16 protein-coding genes are annotated in these 17,373 nt (G+C 55.0%); 2 read left to right on the top strand and 14 right to left on the bottom strand.

Translation table 11 applies throughout. The annotated features are described in order from the left end of the window. Window positions 1-122 precede the first annotated feature (122 nt). Complete coding sequence (locus Q3F21_RS01020) at window positions 123-1,853, top strand: M14 family metallopeptidase (protein ID WP_340249239.1); 1,731 nt, start codon at window positions 123-125, stop codon at window positions 1,851-1,853. A gap of 78 nt (window positions 1,854-1,931) precedes the next feature. On the opposite strand, the gene Q3F21_RS01015 is transcribed toward Q3F21_RS01020, so the two are convergent. Together Q3F21_RS01015 and Q3F21_RS01010 are read right to left on the bottom strand one after the other, a co-directional pair. Next, the gene (locus Q3F21_RS01015; protein WP_340249236.1) at window positions 1,932-2,882 is read right to left on the bottom strand and encodes a methyl-accepting chemotaxis protein; all 951 of its coding nucleotides are present in this window, start codon (window positions 2,880-2,882) and stop codon (window positions 1,932-1,934) included. Window positions 2,883-2,911: 29 nt separating this feature from the next. Continuing rightward, window positions 2,912-3,673 carry a hypothetical protein gene (locus Q3F21_RS01010; RefSeq protein ID WP_340249233.1) on the bottom strand — a complete coding sequence of 254 codons (762 nt, stop codon included), beginning with the start codon at window positions 3,671-3,673 and terminating at the stop codon, window positions 2,912-2,914. 86 nt (window positions 3,674-3,759) lie between these two features. Here Q3F21_RS01010 and Q3F21_RS01005 point away from each other — a divergent pair, with 86 nt between their 5' ends. Continuing rightward, entirely contained in the window at window positions 3,760-5,172 is a 1,413-nt protein-coding gene (locus Q3F21_RS01005; RefSeq protein WP_340249230.1) for an RsmB/NOP family class I SAM-dependent RNA methyltransferase, read from the top strand. A 70-nt stretch (window positions 5,173-5,242) separates the two neighbouring features. Here Q3F21_RS01005 and Q3F21_RS01000 read toward each other — a convergent pair whose 3' ends face one another. The 12 genes from Q3F21_RS01000 to Q3F21_RS00945 all read right to left on the bottom strand — a co-directional run bounded on the left by Q3F21_RS01000 (window position 5,243) and on the right by Q3F21_RS00945 (window position 17,312). Beyond that, a complete protein-coding gene (locus Q3F21_RS01000; RefSeq protein ID WP_340249227.1) occupies window positions 5,243-5,488 on the bottom strand; it encodes a hypothetical protein in 246 nt (81 codons plus the stop codon). A gap of 121 nt (window positions 5,489-5,609) precedes the next feature. After that, on the bottom strand, window positions 5,610-5,876 hold the full coding sequence (locus Q3F21_RS00995; RefSeq protein WP_340249225.1) for a LysE family transporter: 267 nt from the start codon (window positions 5,874-5,876) through the stop codon (window positions 5,610-5,612). Window positions 5,877-5,881: 5 nt separating this feature from the next. Continuing rightward, window positions 5,882-6,256, bottom strand: a complete 375-nt coding sequence (locus tag Q3F21_RS00990) for a LysE family translocator (protein WP_340249592.1) — start codon at window positions 6,254-6,256, stop codon at window positions 5,882-5,884. Between the two features lie 13 nt (window positions 6,257-6,269). After that, entirely contained in the window at window positions 6,270-6,704 is a 435-nt protein-coding gene (locus Q3F21_RS00985) for an Lrp/AsnC family transcriptional regulator (protein ID WP_340249223.1), read from the bottom strand. Between the two features lie 149 nt (window positions 6,705-6,853). Further along, the gene (locus Q3F21_RS00980) at window positions 6,854-8,230 is read right to left on the bottom strand and encodes a serine hydrolase domain-containing protein (protein ID WP_340249221.1); all 1,377 of its coding nucleotides are present in this window, start codon (window positions 8,228-8,230) and stop codon (window positions 6,854-6,856) included. Window positions 8,231-8,680: 450 nt separating this feature from the next. Then, window positions 8,681-10,186, bottom strand: a complete 1,506-nt coding sequence (locus Q3F21_RS00975; RefSeq protein ID WP_340249218.1) for a DEAD/DEAH box helicase — start codon at window positions 10,184-10,186, stop codon at window positions 8,681-8,683. A gap of 310 nt (window positions 10,187-10,496) precedes the next feature. Further along, entirely contained in the window at window positions 10,497-11,933 is a 1,437-nt protein-coding gene (gene pepV, locus Q3F21_RS00970) for a dipeptidase PepV (RefSeq protein WP_340249216.1), read from the bottom strand. Beyond that, window positions 11,902-12,657, bottom strand: a complete 756-nt coding sequence (locus Q3F21_RS00965) for a GTP pyrophosphokinase family protein (protein ID WP_340249213.1) — start codon at window positions 12,655-12,657, stop codon at window positions 11,902-11,904. The genes pepV and Q3F21_RS00965 overlap by 32 nt, the downstream gene beginning before the upstream one ends. A gap of 176 nt (window positions 12,658-12,833) precedes the next feature. Beyond that, window positions 12,834-14,915 (bottom strand): methyl-accepting chemotaxis protein, encoded by a 2,082-nt coding sequence (locus Q3F21_RS00960; protein ID WP_340249210.1) that lies wholly within the window; start codon window positions 14,913-14,915, stop codon window positions 12,834-12,836. A 241-nt stretch (window positions 14,916-15,156) separates the two neighbouring features. Further along, entirely contained in the window at window positions 15,157-15,987 is an 831-nt protein-coding gene (locus Q3F21_RS00955) for a GNAT family N-acetyltransferase (RefSeq protein ID WP_340249207.1), read from the bottom strand. 107 nt (window positions 15,988-16,094) lie between these two features. Continuing rightward, window positions 16,095-16,574, bottom strand: coding sequence for a GNAT family N-acetyltransferase (locus Q3F21_RS00950; RefSeq protein ID WP_340249205.1), 480 nt, complete (start codon window positions 16,572-16,574; stop codon window positions 16,095-16,097). 21 nt (window positions 16,575-16,595) lie between these two features. After that, the gene (locus Q3F21_RS00945) at window positions 16,596-17,312 is read right to left on the bottom strand and encodes a sigma-70 family RNA polymerase sigma factor (protein ID WP_340249202.1); all 717 of its coding nucleotides are present in this window, start codon (window positions 17,310-17,312) and stop codon (window positions 16,596-16,598) included. Window positions 17,313-17,373 lie beyond the last annotated feature (61 nt).

The following is a 17,373-nucleotide window of genomic DNA, read 5'->3' as shown; positions in this document are numbered from 1 at the left end:
CATTATCTTCGCATTTCCTCCATTATTTTTCAAATATGATCAGAAAGCACCATGATAAAGCGACATAAAATCTGATAAAGATGGAGAGAAAGTACGAATTGCGTCGCCGGGGAGGAGGATTCATGTCGAAAAAAATAATTTCTTTTGCACTCTGTATTACATTTCCACTGACCATCGCCAGCCCGCAAGCGCTGTCGGGATTTCAATCGGAAACGGCGTTCGCCGCGGCAGCGGCAGCAGCACCCGCTCTCAAAGATGAAAAATCGCCCGTTCCCTATTTGGGCACGGGAGAGGTATACCAGCAGCCCAGGTCGATCGCACCGCTTTTTCCCGCTCCTGCCGTTCAATTCGATACGCCTGCTTTTCAGAAGGACCGTGCAGCCTTTACCAGCCAGGAAGAGATGATGGCTTTTGTCAAAAAGCTGGAAAATAAGTATCCTCACGTCCGTCTAGAGATTATCGGCCAATCCCTGGAAGGGCGCGACATCCCGCTTTTAATCCTGTCCCGCCACCCCGATCAGGTCCAGGGTGACAAAACAAAGCCCACCGTCTGGCTCCAGGCCCAAATTCACGGCAATGAGCCCGCATCCGGCGAATCCGCGCTGGTCATCGCCAAATGGCTGGCTGAGGAAAAGCTCGGAAGCGAGCTTTTGGACCAGGTCCATGTGATTATCGTTCCGCGCATCAACCCCGACGGGTCCTACCGGTTTCAACGGACGGTCGCTGTCGGCCAGGACGCCAATCGCGACTATATGAGAGCCGAATACCCCGAGGTTCAGGCGATCCACAAAGCCTTTGACCGCTTCCAGCCCGATGTCGTGCTGGACGCTCACGAGTACGGCGTCGCGTCCGCCTCTTTGGCGAAAACAGGGGAAAAGGGAGCCATTTCGTCCTATGACGTGCTGATTTCCTCGGCCAAAAATTTGAACATCCCGAAGGAGCTGCGCAGCATGTCCGATCAGCTGCTCCTGCCGGAGGTCGAAAAAGCGCTGGATGAAGCCCAGCTGACGCACCACCCGTACTACACGCTGTCCCTGAATCAGAAAGGGCAGATTACCGCGACAGAAGGCAGCACGGAAACGCGCATAGGCCGAAATGCCCTCGGACTGAAAAACAGCCTTTCGTTTTTGGTGGAGACGCGGGGCATCGGCATCGGGCGGGCCGATTTTGCGCGACGTGTCTACGCCCAGGCGAAGACCCACTCCGCGTTCATCCTGGCGACTGCCCGGCATAGAGACACAATCAAACAGACTGTCGCCAATTCGCACAGCCAGCTGATCGCGAGGGGGAAAAAAGCGGATGACGACGACCGGATTGTCGTTACCAGCGAAAACAAACGGATGACTGGACATACGCTGGATGTCATTGATCTGGCAGAGGCCAGGCGCGTTTCCATCCCGATCGCGTGGGTGAGTGCGACAGATGCGTTTCCTACCCTGGAGCGAAAGCGGCCGACTGCCTACCTCATGCCGTCCGCTTATCATCACATCGCTGACCGGCTAAAGCTTTTGGGCGTGAAAATCGCAACGTTGTCGGAGCCCGCAACTCTCCGTGTCGAAAGCTATCTCGTCACCGACAACAAGGTGCAAACCCGACTTGAAAACGGACGTTTCCCCAATCATGTGGAAACCTCTGTGACTGAGGAGAACGTCTTCTTTCCCGCAGGGAGTTACGTATTTGCCATGGACCAATCGCTGGCTAACTTTATCGCGCTAACGCTGGAGCCAGAGTCCGTGGACAGCTTCGTGACAAACGGCTACCTCCCTGTTCAAAAAGGTGACCGCATCCCCGTTTACCGCTATATGTCCGAGGGCTCACTCCCTTTGATCCCGCACTCCTCCCCCTCCCGCTAGACGAAAAAAACGTCCCTGTGCCGGTTTTCAGCCGGTCGGGGACGTATTCTGGTCTGTGGTATTTCCAAAAGCGGCGATTTACTTCGACAGCAATCGTTTTACATCCTGGTAGCTGGTTTCCAGCTGCCGGTCTACTGCTCCCGCCTCCTGCACGTGATGGCGCAGCGCCTCATTCATTTCCTCCAGAGCCCGCTTTGCCTCCTGCACCTGACGGTCGTTTTCGTCTGTAAACCGTTTCTGCTGCTGGATCGTTTCCATGACTCCCGCTGTCTCTTCGCTTACTTCCCGAAGGGCGGATACGATCGTTTCCATTTTTTCTGCCGCTTCCTTGCTGGTCGCCAGGCCTTTTTGGATCGCGCTGCCGCTCTTTTCGCTGTTGGCGATCGCCTCTTTGGTCTCTTCCTGAATTTTTCCGATCAGCTCGGCGATGTTTTTGGTCGAATTGGCCGTCATTTCGGCCAGCTTCCGCACCTCGTCGGCTACGACAGCAAAGCCTCTTCCCTGCTCTCCCGCGCGAGCCGCCTCGATCGCGGCGTTGAGAGCCAGCAGGTTTGTTTGATTAGCGATATCGCTGATCACTTGAACAATGCTCGTAATCTCCGAGGAACGCTCTTCGAGGCGTCCCATGGACGCGGACGTGCTGGCGGACTGCTGCTCCAGCACACTCATCACCGAAACGACCTCTCCCATGGAAAGCTTGCCCTGATTTGCCCGTTCCACGGACTGCATGCAGATACTCGTCAAACGTTCACCGCGGGCGTACAGGTCGTCAGCCGACTGCTCGGACTCTGCACTGTTTTGCTGAATTTTCGCGACAATGCCTTCCATCCGGTTTGCCAGCTCGGCCAAGGCGCCGTGCTGGTCGTTTACCACGCCATGCTGATGGATGATCGAGCCCATTTGCTCGTAGACAGCCATCAGCTCCTGCTTGATTTGCTCGCGGTCCTCCCGGGTATCCGGCTCCTTTACCGCAACAGCCGTCGCAGCTATCTGCTGATGAGCCTCATCCTTCTTTTTCTTCCAGAACATTGACGCCACTCTCCTCTTCTGTCTTGTGGTTAGCTTGTGTGACTTCCCCGGTGCGCAAAAGCGCGCGATTCCATGATTCCCGGATGCTGCTTGGCCAAAAGAAGCAGGTTTTCCAGGTAGTAATAATGTCCTTCCAATACCTCCACGTCTTTGCGGGTAAACTGCTTCGTCTGCAAATACTGCTGCATCTCCAGGGCGTATCTCTCCAGCTTGCCGTAAAATTCATTGGCCCGCAGCATTTGCTCCACTTCCGGATAGGCTGCCTTGAGCCGATTGATTTCTCCGTACACCTTGGTTCCTTCCAGAATCAGTTGATAAGCCGCACGCTCATAAGAGGCAGCCGTCGCTTGCTCCTGTTCTTGTCTTGCGGCGCGCAAAGCGGACAAGTACGTGATAAAATGGTAAACAGTTAAAAATAATGGCCCCAAAAACAAAATGATTCCTGCTTTGTATACATGTTGGTTTGCCAGGTTGCTGATGAGCAAGAACAGGTGAAACAAAATTGCCCCCAGCCATGCGTAAATGATCACATGGTGGTTTACCTTGCCTGCCTCCTGCTGGCGCGAGAAAACAAACGTCAGACCCAAAAGGTAAAAGGCAAGCAGAGTAAAACTCGCACTGAACAATGCCATTTCCATTTCCTGAAGCCAAGTGGCGTCGGCAGGAATCTCGAACAAAAATTCAAAGGCGAGTACCAGCAGTGAGAAGAGCAAACCCATGATCCAAAACCGGCTTACTTCGGAATCGCTTCGCCGGCGAGAGCGGTACTTTTCCGCACGGGATTCTTTCAATTGTTCTCACCTCACTTTCAAAATGATTCGCCATGATTCACCAATTTCCTCTTAGGGCCAGACAAAATCTGACATCGGAGGCTACTATGAAAAACCCTTTGCCCGCTGCCTTTACCGCCCGTATGCAGGCGCTTCTGCAAGACGAGTACGAAGCCTTTATCGCCAGCTATGAAGAGCCTGCGAGCCACGGCCTCAGGATCAATCCGCTGAAGCTTGCGCCAGGCGAATTCCTGCCGTTCTCCCCTTTTTCCCTGGAGCCGGTGGAGTGGTGCCCGAACGGCTTCCGCTACAAGGAAGGGGATCGTCCCGGCAAGCATCCTTACCACGCAGCCGGTCTGTACTATTTGCAAGAACCGAGCGCTATGTCTCCCGCTGAAGCATTGGAGGCGCTTCCGGGAGAAACTGTCCTCGATCTGTGCGCCGCTCCAGGCGGCAAGACAACCCAGCTCGCTGCCGCCATGAAAGGGGCAGGACTGTTGGTCGCCAACGAAATTCACCCGACCCGGGTGAAGGCCCTTTCGGAAAACGTCGAACGGCTGGGCATCACCAACGCTATTGTCACGAACGAAACACCCGAACGGCTGGCAGAGCAATTCCCGCTTTTTTTCGACCGAGTTCTCGTCGACGCCCCCTGTTCGGGCGAAGGCATGTTTCGCAAGCTTCCCGAAGCTGCCCATGAGTGGAGCCCGGAAAAAGTGACGGAGTGCCACCTCATGCAGCTGGATATTTTGGAGGCGGCCAGCGCCATGCTGAAGCCCGGCGGGACGCTTGTCTACTCGACCTGCACGTTCGCCCCTCTGGAAAACGAACAATCCCTGGCTGCCTTCCTGGGGCGCCATCCTGAGTTTACCATGGTCCCGCTTCCCTCCGCTGACTCGTATTCGCCTGGAAAGCCGGAGTGGGCCGACCCGTCCTTGCCGGATATCGCTCTGGCAGCTCGTCTTTGGCCCCATAAGCTGCGAGGGGAAGGCCACTTTGTCGCCAGGCTGAGGAAGTCCGCCGAGGCGGCCGAAGCAGAACCGGCACGCAGCCGACCGAAGAAAAAAGGAAAGACCCCTTCTTTCTCCGGCAAAAAGGAAGCGGTGGCGATCTGGCAGAGCTTTGCGCGGGAAGCCCTGCCTCGCCTCGAAAGTTTGTACGGCGATGAATCCGCCTTACTGCTCTTCGGCGACCAGCTTTATTATGCCCCTCGTCCCGGACTTGAACTGGACGGTCTCCGGATCAACCGGGCCGGCCTGCACCTGGGGACACTGAAGAAAAATCGGCTGGAGCCCTCTCACGCCCTCGCACTGGCGGTACGAGCAGAGGCTGCTGCACGCCTCGCCAGCTTCTCCGCCGACGATCCTGACCTGATCCGCTATCTCAAGGGAGAAGCACTGCCGCGGGAAGGGGAAACGGGCTGGACGCTGGTCTGCGTGGACGGCTTCCCGAACGGCTGGGGTAAGCAGGCAGACGGACAGCTCAAAAACCACTATCCAAAAGGATTGCGTTGGCTGTAGCTTACGCTGAACAAGAAAAAAAGCCCACCTGCATCAGGAGCGCGATTTCTCCCCCGCAGGTGGGCTTTTGCTAGCGATTCCGCCGATACGGCCCGTCGCTTACGATCGTCAAGGAGCCGTTTTTTATGTAACGAAGGATTCTGGATACAGAAATACCGGTAGCGTTGGCGATTTGCATCGCATTGGAGTTGGGATTCATCCGCAGATACTCGCGAACGACCCGATACTCATCTAGTTCTTCCTGTGTGCACGAACGGCAAGCCGATTCAGCTGCCGAAATAGGCAAACCGCATTGTTCACAGTATTGTTGAGTCATGACAGCTTTCTCCTCACACCCTGCTTTGTCCCCTCATGCAGGACTTAGGTCCAAAGTGGCCGATATTTTCTGGTACTTTTATTTATTGTACCCGTTTTAGAGTAAGAGGAAAACCCTGCATCTATAGAACCAGAATCCGTCCTGCCAACAGCAAGCCGCATGCCATTAGTACGACTCCCACTGCCATGCCAAGCCTTTTTATCAAGGGGGGCCGGAGGATGTTCCTCAAACCGTGTCCAATCAAGGCCACTGCGCTCAGAAAGATGAGAGTGGCCAGAATGCAGCCTGCTGCAAACAGGAAGATGTCGACTTCGCCCTCGATCGCCCGAGAAGCCAGAAGTGAGCCGAAAGCACCAGCCCAAAACAGGACCGTAAGTGGGTTGGTCAAGGTGATCATGATCCCGGCTGCAAAACTGTTGGCAAGTGTCTTTGCTTTGCTCGTTGGGTCACAATCCGTCTCAACCACCACGCAGTCATCTGGACGCCTTTTGCCCTGTTCGTACCCCGGCTCCGCCTCTCCCTGAGTCCAAACCATATCAATACCGCTGCCCCTCCCGCCTGAGCAAACGGTTTGATCAAAGGATCGTGCAGAAACCGCGTCATTCCCCACAGGGCAGCTGCCATATAAGCCCCGTCTACGATCGCTACCCCCAAGACCATCAGCAGCGCTTGCCGAAATCCGGAACGAAGGGAGCGCTGCCACACAGAAAGGCACACCGGCCCGACAGATAGCTGCAGGACCAACCCGAAAAGCAGTCCCTGTACCACCGCCAACGCGTTCTCACCTCTCTTCCTTGACGGTGGACAACGCGATCAGCGTACTCGTTTTGACGACACCCTTTACCTGCTTGACCGTGTCGGAAATCAGCCGTTCCAAATCGGACGGAGAGCGCGATACCGTCTTGAGCAGGTAATCATATTCACCTGCGATATGGTGACACTCCAAGATCTGCTCATGTTCCTGAATGACTGTGCGGAAAGCTTGAATATGCTCAGGCTTTTCCAGTTGAACCATGATAAAAGCCAGTAAATGAAAGCCCATTTTCTCTCTGTTTATCTTGACTGAAAATTGTTCAATCAAACCTCTTTCTTCCATCTTGCAAATCCGTTCTGACACAGCCGGAATCGACAGATGGACATGCTTTCCGATCTCCGAGCTGGTCATTCGCCCATTTCCCTTTAGCAGTCGCAATATTTGTTCGTCGATGCGGTCCACACCCTCACACCCCTTCGCCACGATTATAGCAAGGAGGAGAGAAAAGAAGGCGAAATCCCAAAAAAGCCGTTATTTTTTATGAAAAATTCCGTTTCCAATTTACTTTTTTTCGACTCAACTGCTCAAAGCTCAAGTCTCCTTTATTTTCCTCAGTCGTTTATCGCCATTTTCACAGACAAAAGGCCGTTCGCAGCAAGCAAAATCACGCAGCCGACAGCAAGAGCAGCCATATCGGGAACAAAGAGCGAGAATGTGTGCCAGGTCACTTTCAGTCCGTACAGGAGTGCCGGGAGCACGAGAACGGCCAGGAGGATAAAGACGGCAGCAAGTCCGGCCCATACCCGCCTGTTGCCCGGCTTTTGCCCCGCCCGGAATATTCTGTAGGCCATCAACGCCGTTACTGCCAGCAGGACCAGAAACACACCTGAAAACAGCCATCTTTCCGTCGGGATTGAAAAGTTCAAGGGCGGAGTCTCTTTCCCCAGTAAAATCTGCTGGACCCCGTTCATCACCTGCGTGAGCCGGATCTCTTCCAGCGAATTGTTGCGATTGGTCAAAATCACGGCCCCCCATCCTTCCCCTGGCAAAATCATGATCTCCGAGCGGAAATCGGGGGTAGAGCCCGCATGCCAGATGCGTTCGCCGCCTTCCGGGAGCGGCGCGATTCTCCAGCCAAATCCGTACGACGCCTGTGAATTCGCCCGGGTCAAGACAGCCGGCTCCAGCATCATCTTCGTGTAGCGGGCAGAAAGAACGTCATCCGGCCGCATGATCCCGATGAGATATCGGCCCATGTCTTCTGCGCTCGCCGAAATGTATCCGTAGGGGGCGCCGCCGTTGTCATTGGGAATGTCGCTTTGAACAGACAGCCCAAACCACGAGCGGTATCCGGACGTCAAGCCGCTTTCTGTGGCCTGCCGGACGCTTGCGGCAGCACTGGACATGCCGAGCGGCTGAAATACGGACCGATCCATATACTCCTCGAATGAAACGCCGCAAATCCGTTCGATCAGCGTTCCCAGAATTCCGTAGTTTGCGTTGCTGTACTGGTGCCGCTCACCCGGCGGCGCGGTGACAGTTTCAGCCGAGAGCCCGCGAACATAGCGCTGGATCGCTTCGCTGTCGTCGGCCCCCTGGTCGGCATATTTCATGCCGGTTTCCGTGCCAAGCCCGCTCGTTTGCGTGAGCAGCTGCCGGACGGTGATCTTCGCGGCGTCCTCTTCGCTTTGAAGCGTGAGCGACGGCAAATACTGCCGGACGGGAGCATCGAGGTCGATTTTGTCGGCTTGGACAAGCAGCATGATGCCGTAGGCAGTCAGACCCTTGCTGAGAGAACCGAGCAAAAACGGCGTTCTCATCGTCACAGACGCCTTTCCGTCTCCTGTCACACCCCATGCTTTGCGGTAGACAATCTGCCCGCCTTTTACCAGCACCATCGAGCCGCCGGGAGCGCCCAGCTTCAAGACGGCATCTTCCATGTAGGCATCGATCGCATCGAGCGTAGGCTGCAGCCCGGATTCCGCCATTGGTTGCGCGGCAGATACATGCCCTAGAGGAAAAAACAGAACTCCCAAGATCATATATAAACAGAAAACATAACTGCAGGACCGAAGTCCCCGGTGCAAAGACAAGCTTTTCATGACAGACTCCTTTACTTGGCCTTCTTCTATGCGAGATGGCGTCGCACGTGATCGAAGACTACATTACCAGAAGAAACCAGGCTTGGAATCCGTCAGAAGACGGAGGGATGGCCGGACCCGAGTCCGGCTTGCAAAAACCAAAAGCTTGAAGTGAATGCCGTGACAGGGTTACGTTTGCTTATGCATGCAAAATCCACAGACGAACTGGTCGGGGCGATCTGACCTTCTCCACAGCAAACAGCCTTAGTCCTTGAATGCTCAGGACTAAGGCTGTTTTGCATCAAGCGCCCCGCAACAAGAAAAGCGCTAGCCAAGAGCTGCTTTTATGCTTAACGGTTACCCGCGCGGCCGTTTGCCGCCAAAGTTGCCGGAGCGGCTTCCTCCGCGGCTGCCGTCTCCGCCTGGCTTGCCGCTCCCTCCGGGTTTCCCGGCTCTGCCAGCGCCACCGGTTTTCCCCGCACTACCCGGTTTGCCTGCTTTGCGGGCAGCGACCGCTTCGGCGCGGCGGCGATTTTTTTCGTACTTGGTCTGCAGTTCTTCCAGTTCGCGAGCCAGCTTTTTCTTGTAGCCGGGCTTTACTTTTGTCTTCTTTTTGATGGCTTCGCGGACTGGAGCGATGAGCTTGTCCTTTTCCTTCGCTTCTTCCTTTGCCTTCTGCTCGCGCAGTTCAATAAAGTACGCTTCGCGCTCTTTGGCGCGCTCGCGGCGTCCCGCGTCCAGATGGCGTCCGACCACCAGAAGCCTTTCCTCGATCGGCGCCTTCGTCGCTTTGGCAAACCGGATCATCATGCTTTTCTGGCGCGGCGAGACAAGCGAAATCGCCTTTCCTTTTTGGCCTGCCCGCCCTGTCCGGCCGACGCGGTGGATGTAGCTTTCCACGTCATTGGGCAGGTCGTAGTTGATCACATGGGTGACCCCTTCCACGTCGAGGCCGCGAGCCGCGATGTCGGTCGCCACGAGGAATTGAAACTTGATATCGCGGAACTGCTTCATCAGCTGTTCCCGCTTGTTTTGCGACAAGTCCCCATACAGCGCGCTTGCCGAAAACCCGGTTTCCTGAAGCCGTGCGGTCAGCTTCTGCACGCGCGCCTGCGTGTTGGCAAACACGATGCAAAGGTACGGCTGCTCTTGCTCCAACAAGTCGACAAGCGCATCCGTCTTGTCGCTCTGGTTGACCACATAGTACAGCTGCTCGATCGACTCTACCGTCTTTTGCTTCGACTCGATCTTGATATGCGGCGGCTGCTTCATGAATTGCTGCGCAAGCTTTTTGACCAGATCGGGCATCGTCGCGGAGAAGAGGAGAATTTGACGTTGCTGCGGCGTGTTCACGATGACCTGCTCCACATCCTCCAAAAAGCCCATCTCCAGCATTTTGTCGGCTTCATCGAGAACGAGCGTGGAGATGCGGCCAAAGTGCAGGGAGCCACGCTTCATGTGATCGAGCACCCGTCCCGGCGTTCCGACGACGATGTGAACCGTTTCTTTCAACTTGTTCAGCTGCTTCTCAATATCCGTGCCGCCGTGCAGCGAGAGCACGTTGACACCCAGATGCTTGCCCAGCTTCTCAGCCTCTTTCGCAATCTGGATCGACAGCTCCCGCGTCGGAGTCAGGATCACGGCCTGAATATCCTTTTTGCCCAGCTGCAGGCGATCCAGAATCGGCAGCATAAAGGCCGCTGTCTTGCCTGTGCCGGTCTGCGCTTGACCGATGACGTCCTTTCCCTCCGCTATCAACGGAATCGCCTCAGCCTGAATCGGTGTCGGCTCCTTGTAATACGATTCCTGTATGCCTTGCATCAGTTCCGGGCGAAAGCCAAACGACGCAAATGTTTTTGCCATGATGCTCACTTCCTTTTCCCAAGAAGCCGTTCCCTTCGTCTGTCGGCCATCCCTGCCTGACGAGCGGATCACGGCATCCGTCCTTCATTTTCAGCGACCGTGCGCTGGCTTTGTCTCCCTATAGTATAGGAGTCTTTTCAAAAACACAACAAAACAGTCAGATCGCCACTTTTTGCGGCACCCATTCTTGCCTGCTTTAGGTGACGAACGGAACAACGGGAAACAAACTTCTTCTTCGACATGAACGAAACGGGCGGCTTGGCTGCAAAAGGGAATGCAGCTTCAAACCGCCTGTTTTTCTGGTGTACGGTTATTTTGCCAGTTCGTAAATCGCTTGGGCGTAGATGGCCGTCGCTTTGATCAGATCGTCTACGAGAATGTATTCGTCCCGCTGATGGGCGCTGTCCGGACGGCCGGGGAAGAGCGGACCGAACGCCACGCCTATGTCCAGCGAACGGCCGTAGGTAGCCCCGCCGATCGCGATAATCCCTGCTTCGAGTCCGGTCTGTTCCGTGTACACGCGCTGCAGAGTCGTCACCAGCGGGTGACCGGGATCTACACGGTGAGGGTGCAAATGCTCAACCACCTCGAACACGAATGCAGCCTGGGCAATCCGCTCCCGGAAAATCGCGCTCCACTTTTCGAACGGCAAGGAATGGGGATAGCGGATGTTGAGGCGAAACAGGGCATCGCCCTCTGCCTCATACTCGATAACCCCCGTATTCAACGTGAGCGGCCCCATCTCATCGTCATGGTGAGAGATGCCGAGCGCTTCGCCGTAATGCTGCCGATACAGGTACTGTTCGGTGAAGCGAACGAACTGGTCTGCCCTCGCGTCCAGCGTCAGCGTTCCCAGAAAGCGAATCAGCTCGTTGCCGGCATTGACGCCTTTGCTGGGATCCATACCGTGGACAGAGACGCCTTCCATGTGCAGGACGACATGCCCAGCCGCGCACTCCGCCTTGCCCTTCATACCGGAATCGCTCAGATACGCGTCGTATGTCTGAAGCAATTCCTCGGCTTTCATGCCCACTGGCAGCAGTCTGGCCTCCGCTTTGTCCGGCACCATGTTCATCCTTCTTCCAGAGGCAAGCGAGAGGAGCTCGGCTTGCGGGCTGTCGACCGCCGGGAGCTGCTGTCCGCGAAACGCTTCATGTGTTTGCAAAACAGTCAGGTCTGTCAGCCCCTTTTCCGCGTAAATCAAAGGAAAATCGGCATCGGGCGTAAAGCCCATCGTCGGCATCTCTTCGGTTTCAAAGTACGTTTTGACGCATTGCCAGCCCGACTCTTCGTCCGTTCCAAAAATGAGTCTGACCCGCTTGGACAAAGGCAGACCTGACTGTTTGACCAGCTTGGCCGCGAAAATCGCCGCAATCGTCGGACCCTTGTCGTCAATCGCGCCGCGGGCAACGATCTTCCCGTCGACGATTTCCGCAGCGTATGGCGGCGAAGTCCAGCCGTCCCCTTCAGGAACGACATCCACGTGGCTCAGTACGCCGATCAATTCGCCGCCCTGTCCAAACTCCGCATGCCCGGCATAGCCGCCTACATCCTTGACGGTCATTCCAGCCTGTTCGCACAGTTCAAGCACAAAGTCCAGCGCCTCGCGGATGCCTGCGCCGAAAGGAGCTCCTTCCCGTGCTGTAGACGGGTCCAGTACGCTTTTGATGCGCAAAAATTCCTGCGTCGTGCAAATCAGATCGTCTTTTTGCTTTTCAACTTCCTGCAGCCAGTTCATCGTCGTCATGTAGGCGCTTCTTCCCTTCCTTGGTCTTCATGCCTTCTCCCGTTTCCTCGTCGTCCACGTCCAAGTCAAGCTCCACCAGTGATAGCAGCGATTCCATCGGCACTTCCTTGGCGGTGAACTCCACCTGGGCCTCCTTGATCTCTTCGCGAATATTGTTCATCTCGCTGTCCAGCTTGGATGACGCCTTGGCTGCTTCGATCAAGCGCTGCCGGATGGCTGAGGGGATGATTCCCTCGTATTTATAGTTGAGAGAGTGCTCGATCGTCGCCCAGAAATTCATATTCAGCGTGCGAATCTGGATTTCCACCGGAATGACCACCTGTCCCCGCGCTGTCATCAGCTCGTACTCTACTGCCAGATGATAGCCTCTGTACCCGCTCTCCTTTGGCCTTGACACGTAGTCCTTCTCCAAATAAATCCGCATGTCGCTGCGGTGCCGGATCATTTCCACCACGGCTGGAATGTCGTCGATAAATTGGCAGATGATCCGGATTCCCGCGATATCCCGCAGCTCCCAGCAAATATTTTCATCGATCTGAAACTGCAGGCGATTCGCCTTATTGTATATGCTCGGGATCGACTTGACCCGACCTGTAACGAACTCGATCGGAGAGTGCTCTTTTCGTTTCCGCAGCTCGTTACGGATGTTTTTCAGCTTTACCTTGATCTCTTCCACGGCTTGTTCGAACGGTAGCAGGTATAGTTCCCAGTCTAGTTTCTGCATGCTAGTTCCCTCCGGCCCGAAACTCCATCGTCCTTATGATTCAACATTTTGCTAGAGATATCCTCCCCTGGATGAGAAAACTTCGCCTCGCAAGGCCTGTTTCGTACACGCCCAAAGCTACTGTCCAAGCCACGCACCGGGCATTTTACAGAGAAAAGAGACCGCAGCGGGTCTCTTTATTTTTTCGTATCCAACCGGAAAGGGGCCAGCGACTCCCGGAGTCTGTCTGCAAGGGCGGACAGCTGATCCGCCGAAGCCGCGATCATTTCCATGGCTGCGTTCTGCTCCTCCAGCGCAGCGGAAATGCTCTGGACGCCGGCAGCCGCTTGTGTCGACGCAGCGGACACTTCCTGTGCGACGGCGACGACCTTCCGGGCCTCCGGCGCGATCCGGGCAAAAGCCTGCCGAACCCCCTCCATCTCGGCGGAGACCCGGTGAATATTTTCTTCGATCCGGCGAAACATCTCGCCGGACTGACGTGCTGTACGGGAACCGTCCTTGACTGTGCGAGTGCCTTCCGCCATTTTCTCCACAGCAGCAGTCGTGCTGGCCTGAACATCGCTGATCATGGAAACAATTTGCTGCGCGGCTTCATTCGTTCCTTCCGCGAGCTTGCGCACCTCATTGGCGACGACGGCGAAACCCTTTCCGTGTTCGCCTGCCCTCGCTGCCTCGATGCTGGCATTGAGGGCAAGCAGGTTCGTTTGCCGGGCGATCTCGGTAATCGCGGCGATAATCCGGGAAATCTCCCGGGAACGCAGCTCCAGCCCGTGAATGACTTGCGTCGTCGCTTCCACAGCCCTGTTGATCTGATCCATGCTGCTGACGACTGCCTCGATAGCCTGCCGCCCTTCTTCCGCGTGACTCCTCATTTCCCTGGAGGAGATGGCCACCTGCTCGACATGCCCTGTTACCCCTGTCACCGTTGCCGTCAGATCTTCTGCCAGGAGCAAAGTGCGCGCCAGCTTGTCGACCTGTCGATCAGCAGATGCCGCCACATGGTCGACAACCTGGACAATTTGCCCGCTGGAAGACGCGATTTCCCCCGTATTTCCGTGGATCTCCCGGACAGACTCGGTCACCGAACGGGAGGCGTGCCGCACCTGCAGCAAAATGCCGCTCAACTGATCCCGCATCGCAAACAGTGATCGGGCCAACTCTCCCAATTCGTCTTTTCGGTTCAAAAGCGCGGGCGGAACGGCACAGGTGAAGTCGCCCTGGCCGATCCTTTTCGCCACCAGCAGCATCCCGGCAAACGACCGGCGAAGCCAGGCAGCAGTGAACGAGGCGATGATGACCACCAAAATCAGCACGATTCCGTTGAACAGCAAGATCGCGTTGCGAATGCTGTACGGTCCGGCCATGATTTCCGTCATGTCCATTTCCGCCAGAATGGCCCAGGTCAGCTTGCCTACCTTTATTTGACCGTACGAAACGAGGACGTCCTCGCCCCGGTAGTCTTTCGATTGCACGGTGTCCGCCGTCTGATTGGAAAACAGGACCAGATTGGCGATTTCCGTATCGACCTTCTGCTGCAAGAGCGTCTGCTCCCCGTTGCCAAGATCGGTCCGCATCAGCTTGTCTTGTCCGATCAGATACACCTTTCCGGTGGCGCCAAGCCCTTCCCTCCTGTTCAGCTGCCGGGATATGTACTCCAGCGGTACTTCGGCCGCCAATTGGCCAATGACGGTACCGTGATCAAAAATCGGAACCGACATGAACAGGGCAGGGGCACCGCCAGACGGTTCATATCGGCTGACATCCGACAGTTCGAGACTCAAGCCCTTGAAAGCCTTCGCCACCGTCTGCCCCAATGTCGTACCACTATATGGCCCGCTCAACAGATTGGTGCCAAAATCCGCCTGCGATTTTGTCTCAAAGACGACATCTCCTTTCTCATTCAGCAAATACGCATTGGCAAAGCCGTACCTCGCCGCTTCCATCTTGAGCTCTTTGCCCCGGGCTTCTTCTACCTCCTGATAGCCGGGGGCTTCTCTACCCTCTTTCCATACGGCATCAAACGCAGGCAAGGCATCGATCACCGAGCCGGATGCAGCCAATGTCTCCAGGTTCTTGGACCGCTCGCGAAAATAGTTTTCCACTTGTTCCTTGTTGCTGTTGCGAAGCGCCTCCAGCGTAGCCGCGCTCCCCTCCAGCAGCTCCTGCTTCGTTTGCGAATAGGCGAATACTCCCGCAGCCGTCAGCGGAACGATTCCTGCCAGCAGCAAGGCAATCAACATCCGAGCCCCCAGTTTCATAGAGATGCCCCCTTATATCTCTTGTTCTCTCGCTTAAATATTTTTCAATTTTATGACTAGTAAGAACATAGTACCAGAAAACATGTCATAGAGGCATACCATTTTTCCTAAATAAGGGGTCGGCAAGCAAGGATTACCAGCGGAGAAAGCAGCAAAAAAATACCGGCCGCTCCGCGAAAAGGAGGCAACCGGCATTTACTCTTTTCCTTTTTCAGACATTTGGCACGTTCCCGGCAACTCTTCAAAACTCAAATTCTAGCGTTTTCAGCCTGGAATCGTATTCGAACCCTAATTTTTCTCCCAAGCGGATGGACGCCTCATTCGTTTCCATTGTCGCCCAATGCGGGGTGAGCCCAAATTGCAGGCAATGCTCCAAATACAAGACGCAAGCTGCTGTCGCCAGCCCTTGGTTCATTTCTTCTTCCTTGTACGTTTCCACATTGATCTCATGGTCCTTGCCGTATACACAGCAGGACAAGCACGCGCTGACGACCTCGTCGCCCTTCATTATGCAATACCCCAGGCCCTGTTTCAGAAAATCGTCCACCGAGTACCAGAATTCCGTAATCGCGTTCGACAGGTACTCATCCGGATCTGACTCGATAACCGGAGCGTCGATTTTCCTCGCGCTATACCCGTCGGGCAACTGCTTGAAGCTGCTCTTCGCGGCCAAAAACGGATCGGGATGAAACTTGAAGTAGCATTCAAAATCCGGCTCGTAGTCTCTGTGCGAGATCACCTCTTCAATTGCCTTTTCCCACGTTTCATCGCTCAATACCGCGATAAAATAGGTGCCTTCGCACGACTCGTACGTGTCTATTTTCAACTGAGTGTCGATAAACTCGCGAAGAGAGGAGATAAATTCCTTATTGTGCGGATCGCCGATGAATAAGGAGCTGATTCCCGTGACATCGACCAGCGCCGTTTTCGGCTGGTTCGGGTCGTCAACATAAATCGTCCCTCTGTTTACGCCGTCAATAATCGCATTCACCGTTCTGTTGTAGATCTGCTCCGTTGCTGGCAGCAAGCTCCTGACCTTTTGATAATCCTGCCGGTCCAGTTTGAAAATCACTCGTCCAAGCTCCTTTCTTGCCGATGCTCGGCTTTTCTTTCGTCTTAAAGGGCATTCATGCAACCCTTGTCTCTTTTCGCAAAAATGCCGTGCATAGGCGAGGAGGCCTAAAACTTGAGGATGAGACCGATTTCATCCCCATAGGTTTCGCCATTTGGAACAAAGCCCAAACCGGTGTAAAAGCCAATCGGGCTTCCTTCTCCTTCCCCGCAGCTCGTTATTAGCTCATGAATGCCTTGGCCCTTCAAGTGCTTCAAGAGCAGTTCAATCGCCTGTTTCCCATACCCTTTGCCCTGGTAAGAACCGGCGATCATGAAGCGCCACAAATAAACGCTGTTGCCATCTACCCCGTCATCGTTATCGGAACCTAGGTCCAGCATGATAAAGCCAACCGGAGCATCATCTGCGTAAATGGCTCTAAACCACGCGTTTTTGGAGAAATAAGCCTGGGCTATGGATACCGAGTTGTCCGCGACCATTTTTCGTTGGGCCGGGGAAAGGGTATGGCTTAAATCGCAAATCTCCAGAACGGTGTCATCGTCGATATTTCGAAAATGCACTTCCGGCTGTAACGGATTCTCAGTCATTTCTATCACTCCCTGTCGTGTTTACGCTTGCCGCCTGGCACCTGTCACACATCTGTTCCGCCACCTGTGCGTATACAGGAAGGAAGAGGCAAGCAGGCGGGCGTTATCCGGAATCCTGACGGACGCTTGAGCGATTCGCTTCGGTCCGGGTATAGGCAGAGGAGCAGAGCAGTAGCGCCAGTGCTCCCCTCTCATAATCGGGTCATAATCAATCCTTCTTTCTTCGGGGGATTCGAGAATTTCCGCCAAAATTTTGCGGGCGCGGTGCAGACGGGATTTTACCGTTCCTTGCGGGACACCTAAAAGCTCGGCGATTTGTTTGACGGGCAGATCCTTGAAGTAATGAAGCTGGACGACGACGCGCAGATCGTTTTCCAACCCCGCGACGGCTTCCTTCAATGCAACCGTTTCTTGCGGACCAACCACGGTTTCACCGCAGAATCCGGACTGGATGACCCGCATCCGTTTTTGCATGCGCAGCAATTGTATGCATTCGCGAATCAGAATGCGAAACAGCCACCTTTTGAAATATGCAGGCTCTTTCAAGTTGCGAAGCGCACGATACGATTTGAAGATCGCTTCCTGTATCGCGTCGGCGCAATCCTCGTCGCGTTTGAGATATATTTTTGCCAGGCCGTAAAGTCTCCGCTCGTAGGCCTCAACCAGCCTGCCGAAAGCATCTCTGTCGCCGTTTTTTGCAAGCAGGACATCCTGCAGCATGCTCGGTTTGCTGTTCACATTGTAAAGCCTCCTTTGTCCACAATTTACATTAGTCTAGACGCGCGAGTGAGCCAATCGG

Origin of the sequence: Brevibacillus borstelensis (assembly GCF_037834415.1) — a bacterium.
GTDB lineage: Bacteria > Bacillota > Bacilli > Brevibacillales > Brevibacillaceae > Brevibacillus > Brevibacillus borstelensis_A.
This window is presented reverse-complemented; position numbering and strand designations above follow the sequence as displayed.